Here is a 16,238-nt window from a genome sequence, read left to right as displayed (position 1 = left end):
TGCACGATGCCACGGGGCGGGGGACCCCCATCTCCCACGCATCCTACGGCCGGTACCCGGCTCGGGCCGCTGTGGGAGGATCGGTGTATTCCAGCAGTTCAACGTCGTAGCCCACGAGGAGCCGTGCCCATGTCGTCGAATCCGGTCGCCGAGACCGTCGCCTCGCTGATGCCCCGCGCCAAGGCGGAGCTCACCGAGCTGGTCGCCTTCAAGTCGGTGGCGGACTTCGAGCAGTTCCCGAGGAGCGAGAGCGAGGGCGCCGCGAACTGGATCGTCGACGCGCTCACCGCCGAGGGCTTCACCGACGTGGCACTCCTGGACACCCCGGACGGCACCCAGTCGGTGTACGGCTACCTGCCCGGCCCCGAGGGCGCGAAGACCGTCCTGCTCTACGCCCACTACGACGTGCAGCCGCCGCTGGACGAGGCCGGCTGGACCACTCCCCCCTTCGAGCTGACCGAGCGCGACGGCCGCTGGTACGGGCGCGGCGCGGCCGACTGCAAGGGCGGCCTGATCATGCACCTGCTGGCGCTGCGCGCGCTCAAGGCGAACGGCGGGGTGCCGGTCAACGTCAAGGTCATCGCCGAGGGCTCCGAGGAGCAGGGCACGGGCGGCCTGGAGCGGTACGCGGAAGCGCACCCGGAGCTGCTGACGGCGGACACCATCGTGATCGGCGACACGGGCAACTTCCGGGTGGGCCTGCCGACGGCGACCACCACCCTGCGGGGCATGACGATGCTCCGGGTCCAGGTCGACACCCTGGCCGGGAACCTGCACTCGGGCCAGTTCGGCGGCGCCGCCCCGGACGCGCTCGCCGCGCTGATCCGCCTCCTGGACTCGCTGCGCGCCGAGGACGGTTCGACCACCGTGGACGGCCTCGCGGCCGACGCCCGCTGGGAGGGTCTCGAGTACGGCGAGGAGCAGTTCCGCTCGGACGCCAAGGTGCTGGACGGCGTCGGGCTGATCGGTGACGGCGCGGTGGCCGACCGGCTGTGGGCGCGTCCCGCGGTGACGGTCATCGGCATCGACTGCCCGCCGGTCGTGGGCGCCACCCCGTCCGTGCAGTCCAGCGCCCGCGCGCAGATCAGCCTCCGGGTGCCGCCGGGCGTGGACGCCGCCGAGGCGACCAAGCTGCTCGTCGCCCACCTGGAGGCCCACACGCCGTGGGGCGCGCGGGTGAGCACCGAGCAGATCGGCCAGGGCCAGCCGTTCCGCGCCGACACCACGAGCCCCGCCTACCAGGCGATGGCCGACGCGATGGCCGTCGCCTACCCCGGCGAGACCATGCAGTACGCGGGCCAGGGCGGCTCGATCCCCCTGTGCAACACCCTCGCCGCTCTCTACCCCGAGGCCGAGATCCTGCTCATCGGCCTGAGCGAGCCGGAGGCCCAGATCCACGCGGTCAACGAGAGCGTCTCCCCCGAGGAGTTGGAGCGCCTCTCGGTGGCGGAGGCCCTCTTCCTGGGCAACTACGCGGCGAACTGACCTAGTTGGCGATGGCGCGCCCGCGCACGGGGGTGGGCGCGCCATCGTCTGCCAGACCTCAGCCGACCGGGATGCCCGCCTCCAGATACAGCGCCGCGCCGCGTTCGCGGGCTCTGAGGGCCCAGCGGAGGCGTTCGTAGCGGACCGGGGGGAGCATGGTGGCGGCCTCGCGTTCGGTGGCGAAGCGCCAGGCGCGCAGCTCCGGGCCGGGCAGGAGCACTCGGGCCGCTTCGTCGGGGGCGAGGCGGCCGCCGTCGAAGAGGAGGCGGAGTCCGCCGTAGCCGGGCGGGTCGGGGCGCTCCCAGTCGACCACGAGCAGCCGGGGCACCTCCCGGAGCCGTATCCCGACCTCCTCGGCGACCTCCCGCATCCCGGCGCGGGCCGGGGCCTCCCCTCGCTCGACCACCCCGCCGGGGAACTCCCACCCCGGCTTGTAGGTCGGGTCGACCAGCAGCACCCGGTCCTCCGCGTCGAAGAGCAGCACCCCGGCGGCCAGGGTCTCGCCGGCCGGTTCGGGGGTCTGCACGATCTCGCAGGGCCGGGCGGCACCGCCGCCCACGGCCTCGGTGATGCGGACGGCGCTCTGGTACGGGGTGAGAGGGCCGGTGTCGACCGGGTACGCGTCGGCGGTGAGCCAGGAGGCGAGGGCGGCGCGGTAGGGCTCGATGTGGTCGTACGCCCACTGCCGTACACGTATTTCGGCGTCGGGCACGTCCGGCGGGAGCTCCCGTTCGGCTATGCGCTGGCGCAAAATCGTTTCGGCCGGGGCGAGCAGCAGATGGCGTACGGAGATCCGGCGGGCGGCGAGACCGCCGAAGATCTCGTCGCGGTACTCCTGGCGCAGCAGGGTCATGGGGACCACCAGGGTCCCGCCCAGCTCGGCGAGCATCGCGGCCGCGGTGTCGATCACCAGCCGGCGCCAGATCGGCAGGTCCTGGAAGTCGTCGACCTCGGCGAGGCGCTTGGCCGGAAGCATGCGCGAGAGCGCCGCGCCGATCAGCTCGGGGTCGAAGAGCGTGCTGTTCGGGATCAGTTCGATCAGTTCCCGTGCGGTGGTGGTCTTGCCCGCACCGAACGCGCCGTTGATCCAGACGACGGTCACGGTTCCCCCTCTTCTGTTGGCCCCCTGGGGCTTGCCCGTTCCACCCTGCCACGGAAACCACGCGCAGTTGAGGGCGCACAGGCGGGTGCCGGGGCCCCTGGGGCAGGGGTCCCGGCACCGCGTGGACGGTCGCTTCCGGCCGTTACTGGCCGAGCGCGCCCTCGTCCACGTCGAAGCTGTCCTGGCTCACGATGTGGTCGACGGTGCTCAGGGTGTCGTCCACCTTGAGGTCGCTCAGGCCGGCGTTCTCCGCGGCGTGGGACGGGGTGAGGGCGGCCACCACGAATCCGGTGGCGAGGCTGGCGATGGCGAGCATGCTGCGCTTCTTCATGCCGTGATCAACTGCCGGACCGGCCGGAGGGTCACGCTGGACGAATTCCGGCCAGCCGAACCAACAGGATCGAACGCATGCGTCCCACCTCTTCCAACAGACTCGGACACGTCCTACCGTAATCGCGCACCGGTGCCCGCCCCTGTCCACCGCGAGCCGGAGGAACGTCGACCATGCGTCACCCTCACCCCCGCACGTCTCGCAAGCACCGCACCAGAACCGCCGCCACACTCCTGGCGGCCCTGCTGAGCGCGGGCGGTCTCGCCGCCCCGGCGGCCACCGCCGCGCCTCCCCGAGCCCCTGCCGAGGGGCAGGCCCTCACCCCGCCCATGGGGTTCAACAACTGGAACTCCACGCACTGCCGCGCCGAGTTCGACGAGGACATGGTCAAGGGCATCGCCGACCTCTTCGTGTCCGAGGGGCTCAAGGACGCCGGGTACCAGTACGTCAACCTCGACGACTGCTGGGCGCTCCCCCAGCGGGACGCCGACGGCAAGCTGGTGCCGGACCCCGCCCGCTTCCCGCACGGCATCTCGGCGGTCGCGGACTACGTCCACGCCAAGGGTCTCAAGCTCGGCATCTACACCAGCGCCGGGACCAAGACCTGCGACAACACCGGCTTCCCCGGCGCGCTCGGCCACGAGGAGAGCGACGCCCGGCAGTTCGCCGACTGGGGCGTGGACTACCTGAAGTACGACAACTGCAACAACCAGGGTGTCGACGCCCGGCAGCGCTACCGTGCCATGCGCGACGCCCTGAAGGCCACCGGACGCCCCATCGTCTACAGCATCTGCGAATGGGGCGAGAACAAGCCCTGGGAGTGGGCCTCCGACGTCGGCCAGCTCTGGCGCACCACCGGGGACATCAGCGACAACTGGGGCTCGATGCTCTCCATCCTCAAGCAGAACCTGCCGCTGGCCCCGTACGCCGGTCCCGGTCACTGGAACGACCCCGACATGCTGGAGGTCGGCAACGGCGGGATGACGGACACCGAGTACCGTTCCCACTTCTCGCTCTGGGCGGTCATGGCCGCCCCGCTGCTCATCGGCACCGACCTGCGCACCGCCTCCCCCGCCACCCTGGACATCCTGGGCAACAAGGAGGTCATCGCGGTCGACCAGGACCCGCTGGGCCGGCAGGGCACGGTCGTCTCCAGTGAGGGCGGTCGCTGGGTGGTGTCCAAGGAGATGGCGGACGGCAGCCGCGCGGTCGCCCTGTTCAACGAGTCCGGGACCGCCCAGCGCGTCGCCACCAGCGCCGCCGCCGTGGGCCTGCCCCGCGCCGCCGGCTACAGCCAGCGGGACCTGTGGCAGCACCGGGACACCAACACGGCCGGCACCATCGCCGCCACCGTCCCGGCCCACGGCACGGTCCTGCTCCGGGTCTCGGCCGACGGCCGCTGGGCCGAGCACCCGCCCGCCGTCCAAACCGGCCTGGACGAAGCCCCGTTCATCGAGCGGGACACCCCGGCCACGCTCACCACGACCGTCACCGACCTGGGCCGCACCCCGGCCCGCGAGGTCACGGCCGCGCTGACCGGCCCCGACGGCTGGACCGTACGCGCCCTTTCCCCGGCGACGACGGCCGGCCTGTCCACCGGGGCGTCCCTGCGCACCCGTTGGCGGGTGACGGCACCGCCGGGGACGGCCACGGGGGCGTACGACCTCTCCCTGCGCGTCCGGTACCGCTCCCCCGCCGGAGAGCGGGTCTCCACCGACCTCCCGGTGACCGCGTCCGTGGTGGTGCCGCCGCCGTCCGGGGTCTCGTACCTGAGCGATCTGCCCTGGCTGTCCGCGGCCAACGGGTGGGGGCCGGTGGAGCGTGACACCAGCAACGGGGAGAGCGCGGCGGGCGACGGCGGCCCGCTCACCCTCGGCTCGACGGTGTACGCCAAGGGGCTCGGGGTGCATGCCGCCGGCGAGGTCGCGTACTACGCGGGGCGGCGCTGCACGAAGGTCACCGCCCAGGTGGGCGTGGACGACGAGAAGGGCACGAAGGGCAGCGTGGCCTTCGAGATCTGGGCGGACGGGGTGAAGGCGGCCTCGACGGGCGTGCTGACCAACGCTCAGGCCGCCCAGCCGCTCACCGCCGACGTCAGCGGCGCGCGCGTGGTGCGACTGGTCGTCACCGACGGCGGCGACGGCGTCGACTCCGACCACGCCGACTGGGCGGACGCCCGCCTGAGTTGCTGAAAGCACGCGTGGCCACGGGGGTGCCCCGTGGCCACGCGTCGCTCAGACTCCGGCGGCCGTCGCGTCCGGCCTCAGGGCCAGCGCGGCGGCCGCGGCGCCGACGAGGCCGGCGTCGGTGCCCATCTGCGCGGGCACGACCGTGAGCCGCTGGACGAAGGACAGGGTGGCGTAGTCGGTGAGGGCCTTGCGCAGCGGGGCGAAGAGCACGTCGCCCGCCTTGCCCACGCCGCCGCCGATGACCGCGATGTCGATCTCGACCAGCGTCGCGGTCGCCGCGATCCCGGCGGCCAGGGCCTGCGCGGCCCGCTCGAAGGAGGCCACGGCGACCGGGTCGCCCCGCCGGGCCGCGTCCGCTACCGCGGCGGCGGAGGTGTCGCCGTCCGGGCCGGGCCGCCAGCCCTCCGCCAGGGCACGGCGGGCGATGTTGGGGCCGCTGGCGAGTCCCTCCACGCAGCCGCGCGCACCGCAGGGGCAGGGCTCGCCGTCGAGGTCGACGCTGATGTGGCCGATGTGACCGGCGTTGCCGGTGGGGCCCGGGTGCAGTCGGCCGCCGAGGACCAGGCCGCCGCCGACGCCGGTGGAGACCACCATGCACAGCGCGTTGTCGTGGCCGCGTGCGGCGCCCTGCCAGTGCTCGGCCGCCGTGATGGCGACCCCGTCGCCGATCAGCTCGACCGGCAGCCCGCCGGTCGCCGCGCGTACCCGCTCGACCAGCGGGAAGCCGCGCCAGCCCGGCACGTTCACCGGGCTCACGGTGCCCGCCGAGGCGTCCACCGGGCCGGCGCTGCCGATGCCGATCACCGAGGCGCGTCCCCACAGGGGCGAGGCGGCGAGGTCGCCGAGCACGTGCTCGACGGCCTGCATGACCGTTTCGCCATCCTGTCGCGCGGGCGTCGCGCGCTGCGTGCGCGCCTGAATCCGGCCATGGCCGTCCACCAGCGCACCGGCGATCTTGGTGCCGCCGATGTCCAGGGCCGCCACGAGGTCGGTGTGCATCAGAGTCTGGTCTCCCCGTCGAGCCGTAGGTTGCGTTTCACGTCCGAAGCGTCCCGGGCCGGTCGCGGTGGGGGCGCGGGCCGGGACGGCGGTGGACAGTCTCTCCCGCACCTGACAACGTTGTCCAGGCTCTATGCTCGACGCCACACGCTTGTACCGGCCCCCGATTCCCCGCACCGCCCCGCGACACCCCCGGACAACAGGACAGGACACCGCACCGTGCCCGAGACCACCCGTCGAGCAGAGCGCGCCAACGGCAGCCGTTACGGCAACCGGCCCACCATGAAGGACGTGGCCGCGCGGGCCGGGGTCGGCCTGAAGACGGTGTCCCGCGTGGTGAACGGCGAGCCTGGCGTCACCCCCGACACCGAGCGGCGGGTGCGGGAGGCCATCGACGCGCTGGGCTTTAGGCGCAACGACAGCGCGCGGGTGCTGCGCAAGGGCCGTACCGCGAGCATCGGCCTGGTGCTGGAGGACCTGGCGGACCCCTTCTACGGGCCGCTCAGCCGCGCCGTCGAAGAGGTGGCGCGCTCCCACGGTGCCCTGCTGATCAACGGCTCCAGCGCCGAGGACCCGGAGCGGGAGCAGGAGCTGGCGCTGGCACTGTGCGCGCGGCGGGTGGACGGGCTGGTGGTGATCCCGGCCGGCGACGACCACCGCTACCTGGAGCCGGAGATCCGGGCGGGCGTGGCGACGGTGTTCGTGGACCGGCCGGCCGGGGGCATCGACGCGGACGTGGTCCTCTCCGACAACTTCGGCGGCGCCCGTGACGGTGTGGCCCATCTGATCGCCCACGGGCACCGCCGGATCGGCTTCATCGGCGACATGCCCCGCATCCACACGGCGGCCGAGCGGCTGCGCGGCTACCGGGCGGCGATGGAGGACGCGGGAATATCCGTCGCGGAGCACTGGATGTCGCTGGGGGCGACCGATCCGGAGCGGGTGCGGCGGGCGACGGAGGAGATGCTCACCGGGCCGGAGCCGGTCACCGCCGTGTTCACGGGCAACAACCGGGTGACGGTCACGGTGATCCGGGTGCTGGCCGAGCACGCCCGGCCGGTCGCGCTGGTCGGGTTCGACGACTTCGAGCTGGCCGATCTGCTCCAGCCGGGCGTGACGGTGGTCGCGCAGGACGCGGCGGCCCTCGGCCGTACGGCCGCCGACCGCCTCTTCCAGCGCCTCGACGGCGCCCTGGGCGCCCCGGAGCGGATCGAACTGCCGACCCGGCTGATCACCCGGGGCTCGGGGGAACTGCCCCCGGCGGGCTGAGGGCGCTACTGGGGCCGGACCGCCGCCAGGTCCTCCAGCTCGGCCCGGCTCAGCCCACTCGCGGCCGTCACTTCGGCGCTGTCCAGGGCGCCGCAGTGCAGCCCCCGAAGCAGATAGCCGCTCAACGCCCGTGCGGTGGCGGGCTCGTCCAGCACGTCGCCCCGGGTGCGTGCGGTGTAGGCCGCGAGCCGGGCCGCCGCCTGGGCGAAACCCTCACGGTAGAAGGCGAAGACGGCCGCGTACCGGGTCGGCAGATGGCCGGGGTGCATGTCCCAGCCCTGGTGGTAGGCGCGGGCCAGGGCGCGGCGGGTGAGCCGGTGGTGCAGCCGCCAGGCGTCGTGCACCTGGGAGGTGGGTCCGACCGGCAGCACGTTGGTGGAGCCGTCCGAGACGCGTACGCCGGTCCCGGCGGCCGCGACCTGCATCACCGCCTTGGCGTGGTCGGCGGCGGGGTGGTCGGGGGCCTGGTGGGCGGCGGAGACACCGAGGGCGGCGCTGTAGTCGAAGGTCCCGTAGTGCAGTCCGGTGGCCCGGCCCCCGGCGGCCTGGATCATGCGGGCGACGGTGGCGGTGCCGTCGGTGGCGAGGATCGCCTGGCTGGTCTCGATCTGGATCTCGAAGCCGAGCCGCCCGGACTCCAGCCCGTGTGTCCGCTCGAAGGCGTCCAGGACACGGGCGAAGGCGGCGACCTGCTCGGCGTACGTCACCTTGGGGAGCGTGAGGTTCAGCCCCTCGGGCAGCCCCCCGGCCGCCATCAGCCCCGTGAGGAAGACGTCGAGGGTACGGATGCCCCGCTCCCGCACCCCCGCCTCCATGCACTTCACGCGCACACCCAGGTACGGCGGCCCGTCCTCGGCGAGCAGCCGGGCGGCGCGGGCGGCGTGCTCGTCCTCCTCGGCGTCCGGGCGGTGCCCGTAGCCGTCCTCGAAGTCGACGCGCAGGTCCTCCACCGGCTCGCGCTCCAGCTTGGCCCGGACACGTGCGTACACCGGCTCGGCGAGGTCCCCGGACAGCCCGAGCACGGTCGCGAACGAGTCGGCGTCCGGGGCGTGTTCGTCGAGCGCGGCCAGCGCCCGGTCGCCCCACTCGCGCACCGTGCCCGAGGTGAACACGTCACCGGGGACGTACACGGTGTGGACGGGCTGCCGTGTGCCGGGGTCGCCGGGGTAACGGAGTGCCAGTTCCGCGTCCACGGGGGCGAGGAGACCGTCGATCTCCTTGCCGACCTCCCCGCCGAGGCTCGTCCTCACATGCTCCTGCCGACTCATCCACACCCTCCGGCGTCCGCGGTACGGCCTCCACAAACCGTTGAGGGACGTTATCCACGGCGATTCAGCGGGTCAACAACGTCCTGTCCCCCTAGGGACCACCCTCAGCCGGTCTTCGTGGTGGCTTGGGTCCATCAGCTCTGACCCCCGGACAGCGCGAGGCCCCCGGAGCCGGTTCGGTTCCGGGGGCCTCGCTCAGCGTGCCGGGATCAGCCCTTGCGGGACTTCACTTCCTCGGTGAGCTGGGGGACGACCTCGAAGAGGTCGCCGACGACGCCGTAGTCGACGAGGTCGAAGATCGGGGCCTCGGGGTCCTTGTTGACCGCGACGATCGTCTTCGACGTCTGCATGCCGGCGCGGTGCTGGATGGCGCCGGAGATGCCGTTGGCGATGTAGAGCTGCGGGGAGACGGACTTGCCGGTCTGGCCGACCTGGTTGGTGTGCGGGTACCAGCCCGCGTCCACCGCGGCACGCGAGGCGCCGACGGCGGCACCGAGCGAGTCCGCGAGGGCCTCGATCAGCGCGAAGTTGTCCGCACCGTTCACGCCACGGCCACCGGAGACCACGATCGCGGCCTCGGTCAGCTCCGGGCGGCCCGTGGACTCACGCGGGGTGCGGCCGGTGACCTTGGTGCCGGTCGCCTTGTCCGAGAAGGACACGGACAGGGCCTCGACCGCGCCGGCGGCCGGGGCGGCCTCCACGGCGGCCGAGTTCGGCTTGACCGTGATGACCGGGGTGCCCTTGATGACCTGGGACTTGGTGGTGAAGGAAGCGGCGAACACCGACTGGGTGGCGACGGGACCCTCGGCCCCGGCCTCCAGGTCGACGGCGTCGGTGATCAGGCCGGAACCGATGCGCAGCGCCAGACGGGCGGCGACCTCCTTGCCCTCCGCGGAGGACGGGACCAGCACGGCGGCCGGGGAGACGGCCTCGACGGCGGCCTGGAGCGCGTCGACCTTGGGGACGACCAGGTAGTCGGCGTACTCGGACGCGTCGTCGGTGAGGACCTTCACCGCGCCGTGCTCGGCGAGGGTGGCGGCGGTGTCGGCGGCGCCGTTGCCCAGGGCGACGGCGACGGGCTCGCCGATGCGGCGGGCCAGCGTCAGCAGCTCCAGGGTGGGCTTGCGGACGGCACCGTCCACGTGGTCGACGTAGACGAGAACTTCAGCCATGGGATTGCTCTCCTGCGTAACGAAGTTGAGGGGTCGGCGGGGTGCGGGCCCTTAGATGAACTTCTGGCCCGCGAGGTACTCGGCGAGCTGCTTGCCGCCCTCGCCCTCGTCCTTGACGATCGTGCCCGCGGTGCGCGCCGGACGCTCGGTCACGGCCTCGACCTTGGTCCACGCACCCTCGAGACCGACCTCCTCCGCCTCGATGTCGAGGTCGGACAGGTCCCAGGACTCCACCGGCTTCTTCTTGGCCGCCATGATGCCCTTGAACGACGGGTAACGCGCCTCACCGGACTGGTCCGTCACGGAGACCACGGCCGGGAGGGAAGCCTCGAGCTGCTCGGAGGCGGCGTCGCCGTCGCGGCGGCCCTTGACGGTGCCGTCCTCGACCGAGACCTCGGAGAGCAGCGTCACCTGGGGCACACCCAGACGCTCGGCGACCAGCGCCGGAACGACACCCATGGTGCCGTCGGTGGAGGCCATACCGGAGATCACCAGGTCGAAGCCGGCCTTCTCGATCGCCTTGGCCAGCACCAGCGAGGTACCCATCACGTCGGTGCCGTGCAGGTCGTCGTCCTCGACGTGGATCGCCTTGTCGGCGCCCATCGACAGGGCCTTGCGCAGCGCGTCCTTCGCGTCCTCGGGGCCGACGGTCAGCACGGTGACCTCGGCGTCGTCCGCCTCGTCCGCGATCTGAAGGGCCTGCTCGACCGCGTACTCGTCCAGCTCGGAGAGCAGACCGTCCACGTCGTCGCGGTCGACGGTCAGGTCATCGGCGAAGTGCCGGTCGCCAGTGGCGTCGGGCACGTACTTCACAGTGACAACGATCCTCAAGCTCACGCCGGCTCTCCTACTGCATCGTCTTTTCCGGGCTGCCTCTTGAAGGCAGCATAGGCGCCTCAAGCGGCCGATCCCGGTCGGGGCGTCCGCGCGCTCCGACCGAAATATTACTCGTCAGTACACCCAGTTCCTGCCCGCTAAGCAAGCGCTTTGAACTGTGACCTTCGCAACGCAGCGTAACCGGAACTCGACGGCTCCGCAGAGCCGGGGCCCAACCCGCTCAGTCCCGCAGGGCGTTGAAACGTCCCTGGTGATAGAGCAGCGGACGGCCGTCGCCGGAGGGGTCGCCGAGCATCACCTCGGCGAGCACGATCCGGTGGTCCCCGGCTGGTACCCGGCCCACGATCCGGCACACCAGCCAGGCGAGCACGTCGTCCAGCACGGGCACACCCTCGGGCCCCTCGCTCCAGTCGGTGGACGCCCCGAAGCGGTCGGCGCCGCTGCGGGCGAAGGTGGCGGCGAGGTCGCTCTGGTGCTCACCGAGCAGATGCACACCGACATGGTCGGTCCGCGCTATCGCGGGCCAACTGGAACCTCCGGTGCCTATGCCGAAGGAGATCATCGGGGGTTCGGCGGAGACGGAACTGAGCGAGGTGGCGGTGAAGCCGACCGGGCCGTGCTCGCCGCGCGCGGTGATCACCGCGACACCGGCCGCGTGCCGGCGGAAGACCGAGCGCAGCAGGTCCGGCGAGGCGGGGCGGCGGGAGCCGAGGCCAGGGGTGGCCGTCATGGGGTCGTCCTTCTGCTTACGGGGGCGAGCGAATCGGGTCCGTGGCTGCTCAGCGGCCCGGACAGCGGACGCTCCCGGGACGGGCCGGGCCGCTGGGGACCGGTCCGGCGAGAAGGTGTTCGATCGGCACCGGGCCAGGCTGACGACAGACGGCGGGTGCCGTCAAGTCGCCGCCGGGGCTCCCTCCGGCGCTCAGTCACCGCGCCGCCCGCCGACGGCCTCGCCGAGCGCGGCGATGACATCGGCCCTGCGTGGCTGCCCCTGGGCACGCCGCACGACGGCGCCGTCCGGGCCCAGGACGAGCACGGTGGGGGTCTTGAGGACCTCCAGTTCGCGGACGAGACCGAGGCGGGCCTCCGCGTCGATCTCGACGTGGGCCACGCCGGGAACCATGCGGGCGACCTCGGCGAGGGTGCGCCGGGTGGCCCGGCAGGGCGCGCAGAAGGCGCTGGAGAACTGCACGAGGGTGGCCCGCTCCCCCAGTCCGCCGCCCAGATCGGCCGCCGTCAGCCGCCGTACGTCGTCCCGCCCGCGCACCCTTGTCCTCCGCTCAGCCGCTCGCGCGGCACCGTTCGTCCCGGTCCTCCCCAACACCAGCGCTTCGAGGGCCGAATGGATTCCCGGCCTCCGAAAGTGGGGCGTACGGGGGGACGTGACGAGGATCTCGCCGCCACCGGGCACCAGGACTGGTCACCCGCCCGTTCTTGGGGCACGATCTGCGAGAGCCGTAAACCTACGGCTCCGTAACTTCCCGCCGGGAGCCCCCTTTCCCGAGCAGAGCAGAAAGGGACCACCCCGCTTATGGCAGAGCTGGTCTACCGCCCCGTCGTCGGTTTCGCCAAGACGTTGTTCAAGGTGTGGGACCTCAAGATCGACTGCCAGGGGTCGGAGTACATCCCGCGTACCGGCGGCGCCGTGCTGGTGAGCAATCACATCAGCTACCTGGACTTCATCTTCAACGGGCTGGCCGCGCTGCCGCAGAAGCGCCTGGTGCGCTTCATGGCCAAGGAGTCGGTCTTCCGGCACAAGGTGTCGGGTCCGCTGATGCGCGGCATGAAGCACATCCCGGTCGACCGCGAGCAGGGTGAGTCGGCGTACGCGCACGCGCTGGCCTCGCTGCGCGCCGGTGAGATCGTCGGGGTGTTCCCGGAGGCGACGATCTCGGAGTCGTTCACCCTGAAGAGCTTCAAGTCCGGTGCCGCGCGCCTGGCGCAGGAGGCGGGCGTCCCGCTGGTCCCGATGGCGGTCTGGGGCACCCAGCGGCTGTGGACCAAGGGCCAGCCGCGCAACTTCAAGCGCAGCCACACCCCGATCACCATGCGGGTCGGCGAGGCACTGGAGGCGTCGCGCGACCAGTACGCGGGCGCGATCACCCGTCGGCTGCGCGAGGGCGTCCAGGAGCTGCTGGAAGCGGCCCAGCGCGCCTACCCGGCCCGCCCCAAGGGCGCCGAGGATTCCTGGTGGCTCCCCGCCCACCTGGGCGGCACGGCCCCGACGAACGAGCAGTTGCGGGCGGCCCAGGCCCTCTGAGACGACGACGGCCGGGCCGGACGATCACCGTCCGGCCCGGCCGTACCTGCGTCTGCGGGACGTCCCTCAGCGGGCCATCTCCTCCTTGAGCGCCGCCACGAAGGTGTCGACGTCCTCCTCCGTGGTGTCGAAGGCGCACATCCAGCGGACGTCACCGGCCGCCTCGTCCCAGAAGTAGAAGCGGAACCGCTTCTGCAGGCGCACGCTCACGTCGTGCGGGAGCCGGGCGAAGACGCCGTTGGCCTGCACCGGGTGCAGGATCTCCACCCCGTGCACCGCGCGGACGCCCTCGGCCAGGCGCTGGGCCATCTCGTTGGCGTGGCGGGCGTTGCGCAGCCAGAGGTCCTTGGCGAACAGTGCCTCCAACTGCACCGAGACGAAGCGCATCTTGGACGCGAGCTGCATGGACAGCTTGCGCAGGTGCTTCATGTGCGAGACGGCGTCCTGGTTGATGACGACGACCGCCTCGCCGAACAGCGCACCGTTCTTCGTCCCGCCCAGCGAGAGGATGTCGACGCCGACCGCGTTGGTGAACGCCCGCATGGGGACGTTCAGGGAGGCGGCGGCGTTGGATATGCGGGAGCCGTCCAGGTGCACCTTCATGCCGTGCCCGTGGGCGTGCTCGCAGATCGCGCGGATCTCGTCGGGCGTGTAGAGGGTGCCCAGCTCGGTGGACTGGGTGATCGAGACGACCTGGGGCATCGCCCGGTGCTCGTCGTCCCAGCCGAACGCCTGCCGGTCGATCAGCTCGGGGGTGAGCTTGCCGTCCGGGGTGGGCACGGTGAGCAGCTTGAGCCCGCCCATGCGCTCGGGCGCGCCGCCCTCGTCCACGTTGATGTGCGCGCTCTCGGCGCAGATCACCGCGCCCCAGCGGTCGGTGACCGCCTGGAGCGCGACGACGTTGGCGCCGGTGCCGTTGAACACCGGGAACGCCTCGGCGGTGGCGCCGAAGTGACTGCGGATGATCCGCTGCAGGTTCTCGGTGTACTCGTCCTCGCCGTAGGCCACCTGGTGGCCGCCGTTGGCCAGGGCCACGGCGGCGAGCACCTCGGGGTGCGCCCCGGCGTAGTTGTCGCTGGCGAAACCGCGGACCTGCGGGTCGTGGTGGCGACGGGCATCGGTCCTGGCAGGGTTCACGGCTTCTCGGTCAGCCACAGACGGTTTCCGTTCACTTCGGTGGCGGGCCTGCTCCAGACGCCCTCGATGGCCTCGGCCAGTTCCTTGACGTCCGTGAAGCCCGCGAACTTCGCGCTCGGGCGCTCCGCGCGCATCGCGTCGTGCACCAGCGCCTTCACCACCAGGATGGCAGCGGCGGCCTTGGGCCCCTCCTCGCCCCCCGCCTTGCGGAAGCCGTCGGCCATGGCCAGCGTCCACGCCTCGGCCGCGGCCTTGGCGGCGGAGTACGCGGCGTTGCCCGCGGTCGGCTTGGAGGCGCCGGCGGCGCTGATCAGCAGGTAGCGGCCGTCGCCGGCGCGCTGGAGGGCGTCGTAGAAGGCGAGCGAGGTGTGCTGGACGGTGCGGATGAGCAGCCTCTCCAGCAGGTCCCAGTCGGCGAGGTCGGTGTCGTCGAACTTGGCGCCGCCGCGCCAGCCGCCGACCAGGTGGACCAGGCCGTCGACGCGGCCGAACTCCTTCTCGATGCCCGAGGCCCAGGCACGGGTGGAGTCGAGGTCGAGCAGGTCGACCGTCTCGCCGGTGACCGTGGCGCCTCCGTTGGCGTAGCGGGCCGCGTCCACGGCCTCCGCCAGGCGGGCCGGGTCGTTGTCGGCGCCGACCACGGTCGCGCCCGCCTCGGCGAGCCTGACCAGGGTGGCCCGTCCCGCGGGTCCGCCCGCTCCGGCCACCGCGATCACCGCGCCCCGAAGAGCCCCGTTCCCCATCGTCTTCCCTTCTTCGTCTGCCGTGTCGTGCCCGCGGTCGCTCACGCGGCGATCCGCTCCGCGCCGTCCGCCGTGATGCCCTTGGTCTCGGCGATCACATTCTTCAGCTTCTTGGCCAGCGCCTCATAGAACATGCTCAGCGGAAACTCGTCCGGGAGCACGTCGTCCACGAGCTTGCGCGGCGGCAGGCTCAGGTCGAGGGCGTCGGGACCCTTGGCCCACTTCGAGCCGGGGTGCGGGGAGAGGTAACCGGCGACGAGTTCGTACCCGGCGAACCAGTGCACCAGCTTGGGGCGGTCGATGCCGTCGCGGTAGAGCTGCTCGATGTCGGCGCAGAGCTGGTTGGTGACCTGCGGGGCGCGCTCCCAGTCGATGGCGAGCTTGTTGTCGGTCCAGCGGACCACGTCGTGCTTGTGCAGGTAGGCGAAGAGGAGCTGGCCGCCGAGCCCGTCGTAGTTGCGGACGCGGTCGCCGGTGACCGGGAAGCGGAACATGCGGTCGAAGAGCACCGCGTACTGCACGTCACGGGCCTGCGGGACGCCGTCCGCCTCCAGCTTCACGGCCTCCTTGAAGGCGGTGAGGTCGCAGCGCAGCTCCTCCAGGCCGTACATCCAGAACGGCTGGCGCTGCTTGATCATGAACGGGTCGAACGGCAGGTCGCCGTGGCTGTGGGTGCGGTCGTGGACCATGTCCCAGAGCACGAACGCCTCTTCGCAGCGCTTCTGGTCGTGGACCATCGCGGCGATGTCCTCGGGCAGCTCCAGGCCCAGGATGCCGACGGCCGCGTCGGTGACCCGGCGGAAGCGGGCGGCCTCGCGGTCGCAGAAGATGCCACCCCAGGAGAAACGTTCCGGCGCCTCACGGACGGCGATGGTCTCCGGGAAGAGGACGGCGGAGTTGGTGTCGTAGCCCGCCGTGAAGTCCTCGAAGGTGATGCCGCAGAACAGCGGGTTGTCGTACCGGGTGCGCTCCAGCTCGGCCAGCCAGTCCGGCCAGACCATGCGCAGCACGACCGCCTCGAGATTGCGGTCCGGGTTGCCGTTCTGCGTGTACATCGGGAAGACGACCAGGTGCTGGAGGCCGTCCGCGCGATTGGCCGCGGGCTGGAACGCCAGGAGCGAGTCCAGGAAGTCCGGCACCTCGAAGCCGCCCTCGGCCCAGCGGCGCAGGTCTCCCACCAGGACCCGGTGGTACTCGGCGTCGTGCGGGAGCAGCGGAGAGAGCTCCTCCACCGCGTCCACGACCCGGCCCACCGCCGCCTCGGCCTCGGCCCGCTCGGGGGCGCCCTCGGCGGCGAAGTCGATCGAGCCGTCCTTCGACTGCCATGGCCGGATCTGCTCCACCGCGCCCTTGAGGACGGGCCACGCCGCGTGCTCGACCACCCTGGTCAGCGAAGGAACCTGTCCTTCCGTACCGGCCTGCACAAGTATTTCCGTCATGTCCCAT

Annotated in this window: 15 protein-coding genes; 4 read left to right on the top strand and 11 right to left on the bottom strand. The window is 72.2% G+C overall.

Annotation, left to right across the window (positions count from 1 at the left end; translation table 11 throughout):
- Nucleotides 1–129: 129 nt before the first annotated feature.
- Nucleotides 130–1,485: a dipeptidase gene (locus HEK131_RS13040; protein WP_244335133.1), complete on the top strand. Its 1,356-nt coding sequence runs from the start codon at nt 130–132 to the stop codon at nt 1,483–1,485.
- 58 nt (nt 1,486–1,543) lie between these two features.
- On the opposite strand, the gene HEK131_RS13035 is transcribed toward HEK131_RS13040, so the two are convergent.
- Nucleotides 1,544–2,587, bottom strand: coding sequence for an NUDIX hydrolase (locus tag HEK131_RS13035; RefSeq protein WP_244335131.1), 1,044 nt, complete (start codon nt 2,585–2,587; stop codon nt 1,544–1,546).
- Between the two features lie 142 nt (nt 2,588–2,729).
- Complete coding sequence (locus tag HEK131_RS13030; protein ID WP_031180355.1) at nt 2,730–2,918, bottom strand: hypothetical protein; 189 nt, start codon at nt 2,916–2,918, stop codon at nt 2,730–2,732.
- A gap of 173 nt (nt 2,919–3,091) precedes the next feature.
- Between HEK131_RS13030 and HEK131_RS13025 the strand changes: the two genes are divergently transcribed.
- On the top strand, nt 3,092–5,110 hold the full coding sequence (locus HEK131_RS13025) for an NPCBM/NEW2 domain-containing protein (RefSeq protein ID WP_244335129.1): 2,019 nt from the start codon (nt 3,092–3,094) through the stop codon (nt 5,108–5,110).
- 42 nt (nt 5,111–5,152) lie between these two features.
- Here the strand turns inward: HEK131_RS13025 and HEK131_RS13020 are convergent, their stop codons facing one another.
- Entirely contained in the window at nt 5,153–6,106 is a 954-nt protein-coding gene (locus HEK131_RS13020; RefSeq protein WP_217464058.1) for an ROK family protein, read from the bottom strand.
- A gap of 219 nt (nt 6,107–6,325) precedes the next feature.
- Here HEK131_RS13020 and HEK131_RS13015 point away from each other — a divergent pair, with 219 nt between their 5' ends.
- Nucleotides 6,326–7,375 carry a LacI family DNA-binding transcriptional regulator gene (locus HEK131_RS13015; protein WP_217464057.1) on the top strand — a complete coding sequence of 350 codons (1,050 nt, stop codon included), beginning with the start codon at nt 6,326–6,328 and terminating at the stop codon, nt 7,373–7,375.
- Between the two features lie 5 nt (nt 7,376–7,380).
- Here HEK131_RS13015 and HEK131_RS13010 read toward each other — a convergent pair whose 3' ends face one another.
- The 5 genes from HEK131_RS13010 to HEK131_RS12990 all read right to left on the bottom strand — a co-directional run bounded on the left by HEK131_RS13010 (nt 7,381) and on the right by HEK131_RS12990 (nt 11,979).
- Nucleotides 7,381–8,643: a DUF6986 family protein gene (locus HEK131_RS13010; RefSeq protein WP_244335127.1), complete on the bottom strand. Its 1,263-nt coding sequence runs from the start codon at nt 8,641–8,643 to the stop codon at nt 7,381–7,383.
- 209 nt (nt 8,644–8,852) lie between these two features.
- A complete protein-coding gene (locus HEK131_RS13005) occupies nt 8,853–9,815 on the bottom strand; it encodes an electron transfer flavoprotein subunit alpha/FixB family protein (RefSeq protein ID WP_217464055.1) in 963 nt (320 codons plus the stop codon).
- A 51-nt stretch (nt 9,816–9,866) separates the two neighbouring features.
- Nucleotides 9,867–10,652 carry an electron transfer flavoprotein subunit beta/FixA family protein gene (locus HEK131_RS13000; RefSeq protein WP_244335125.1) on the bottom strand — a complete coding sequence of 262 codons (786 nt, stop codon included), beginning with the start codon at nt 10,650–10,652 and terminating at the stop codon, nt 9,867–9,869.
- 220 nt (nt 10,653–10,872) lie between these two features.
- On the bottom strand, nt 10,873–11,382 hold the full coding sequence (locus HEK131_RS12995; protein ID WP_217464053.1) for a flavin reductase family protein: 510 nt from the start codon (nt 11,380–11,382) through the stop codon (nt 10,873–10,875).
- A gap of 192 nt (nt 11,383–11,574) precedes the next feature.
- The gene (locus HEK131_RS12990) at nt 11,575–11,979 is read right to left on the bottom strand and encodes a TlpA family protein disulfide reductase (RefSeq protein ID WP_244451999.1); all 405 of its coding nucleotides are present in this window, start codon (nt 11,977–11,979) and stop codon (nt 11,575–11,577) included.
- Nucleotides 11,980–12,183: 204 nt separating this feature from the next.
- Here HEK131_RS12990 and HEK131_RS12985 point away from each other — a divergent pair, with 204 nt between their 5' ends.
- Complete coding sequence (locus HEK131_RS12985; protein ID WP_217464051.1) at nt 12,184–12,912, top strand: lysophospholipid acyltransferase family protein; 729 nt, start codon at nt 12,184–12,186, stop codon at nt 12,910–12,912.
- 66 nt (nt 12,913–12,978) lie between these two features.
- Here the strand turns inward: HEK131_RS12985 and HEK131_RS12980 are convergent, their stop codons facing one another.
- Genes HEK131_RS12980 through HEK131_RS12970 form a run of 3 tightly spaced genes read right to left on the bottom strand, consistent with a single transcriptional unit; the run spans nt 12,979 to nt 16,231 of the window.
- On the bottom strand, nt 12,979–14,049 hold the full coding sequence (locus HEK131_RS12980) for a threonine aldolase family protein (protein WP_244335123.1): 1,071 nt from the start codon (nt 14,047–14,049) through the stop codon (nt 12,979–12,981).
- On the bottom strand, nt 14,046–14,792 hold the full coding sequence (locus tag HEK131_RS12975) for an SDR family NAD(P)-dependent oxidoreductase (RefSeq protein WP_244335121.1): 747 nt from the start codon (nt 14,790–14,792) through the stop codon (nt 14,046–14,048). Before HEK131_RS12975 ends, HEK131_RS12980 begins: the two co-directional genes overlap by 4 nt.
- Nucleotides 14,793–14,833: 41 nt before the next feature.
- Nucleotides 14,834–16,231: a DUF6421 family protein gene (locus HEK131_RS12970; RefSeq protein WP_244335119.1), complete on the bottom strand. Its 1,398-nt coding sequence runs from the start codon at nt 16,229–16,231 to the stop codon at nt 14,834–14,836.
- Between the last annotated feature and the right edge of the window lie 7 nt (nt 16,232–16,238).

Source organism: Streptomyces seoulensis (assembly GCF_022846655.1).
GTDB lineage: Bacteria > Actinomycetota > Actinomycetes > Streptomycetales > Streptomycetaceae > Streptomyces.
Note: the sequence above shows the minus strand (reverse complement) of the source record. Positions and strands in the feature narration are given on the sequence as shown.

What these genes read in the sequence shown, in the direction of transcription:
- HEK131_RS13040 (WP_244335133.1), top strand. Translation starts at nt 130, where the DNA reads ATGTCGTCGAATCCGGTCGCCGAGACCGTCGCCTCGCTGATGCCCCGC.
- HEK131_RS13030 (WP_031180355.1), bottom strand. Translation starts at nt 2,918, where the DNA reads ATGAAGAAGCGCAGCATGCTCGCCATCGCCAGCCTCGCCACCGGATTC.
- HEK131_RS13025 (WP_244335129.1), top strand. Translation starts at nt 3,092, where the DNA reads ATGCGTCACCCTCACCCCCGCACGTCTCGCAAGCACCGCACCAGAACC.
- HEK131_RS13020 (WP_217464058.1), bottom strand. Translation starts at nt 6,106, where the DNA reads ATGCACACCGACCTCGTGGCGGCCCTGGACATCGGCGGCACCAAGATC.
- HEK131_RS13010 (WP_244335127.1), bottom strand. Translation starts at nt 8,643, where the DNA reads ATGAGTCGGCAGGAGCATGTGAGGACGAGCCTCGGCGGGGAGGTCGGC.
- HEK131_RS13005 (WP_217464055.1), bottom strand. Translation starts at nt 9,815, where the DNA reads ATGGCTGAAGTTCTCGTCTACGTCGACCACGTGGACGGTGCCGTCCGC.
- HEK131_RS12995 (WP_217464053.1), bottom strand. Translation starts at nt 11,382, where the DNA reads ATGACGGCCACCCCTGGCCTCGGCTCCCGCCGCCCCGCCTCGCCGGAC.
- HEK131_RS12985 (WP_217464051.1), top strand. Translation starts at nt 12,184, where the DNA reads ATGGCAGAGCTGGTCTACCGCCCCGTCGTCGGTTTCGCCAAGACGTTG.
- HEK131_RS12975 (WP_244335121.1), bottom strand. Translation starts at nt 14,792, where the DNA reads ATGGGGAACGGGGCTCTTCGGGGCGCGGTGATCGCGGTGGCCGGAGCG.
- HEK131_RS12970 (WP_244335119.1), bottom strand. Translation starts at nt 16,231, where the DNA reads ATGACGGAAATACTTGTGCAGGCCGGTACGGAAGGACAGGTTCCTTCG.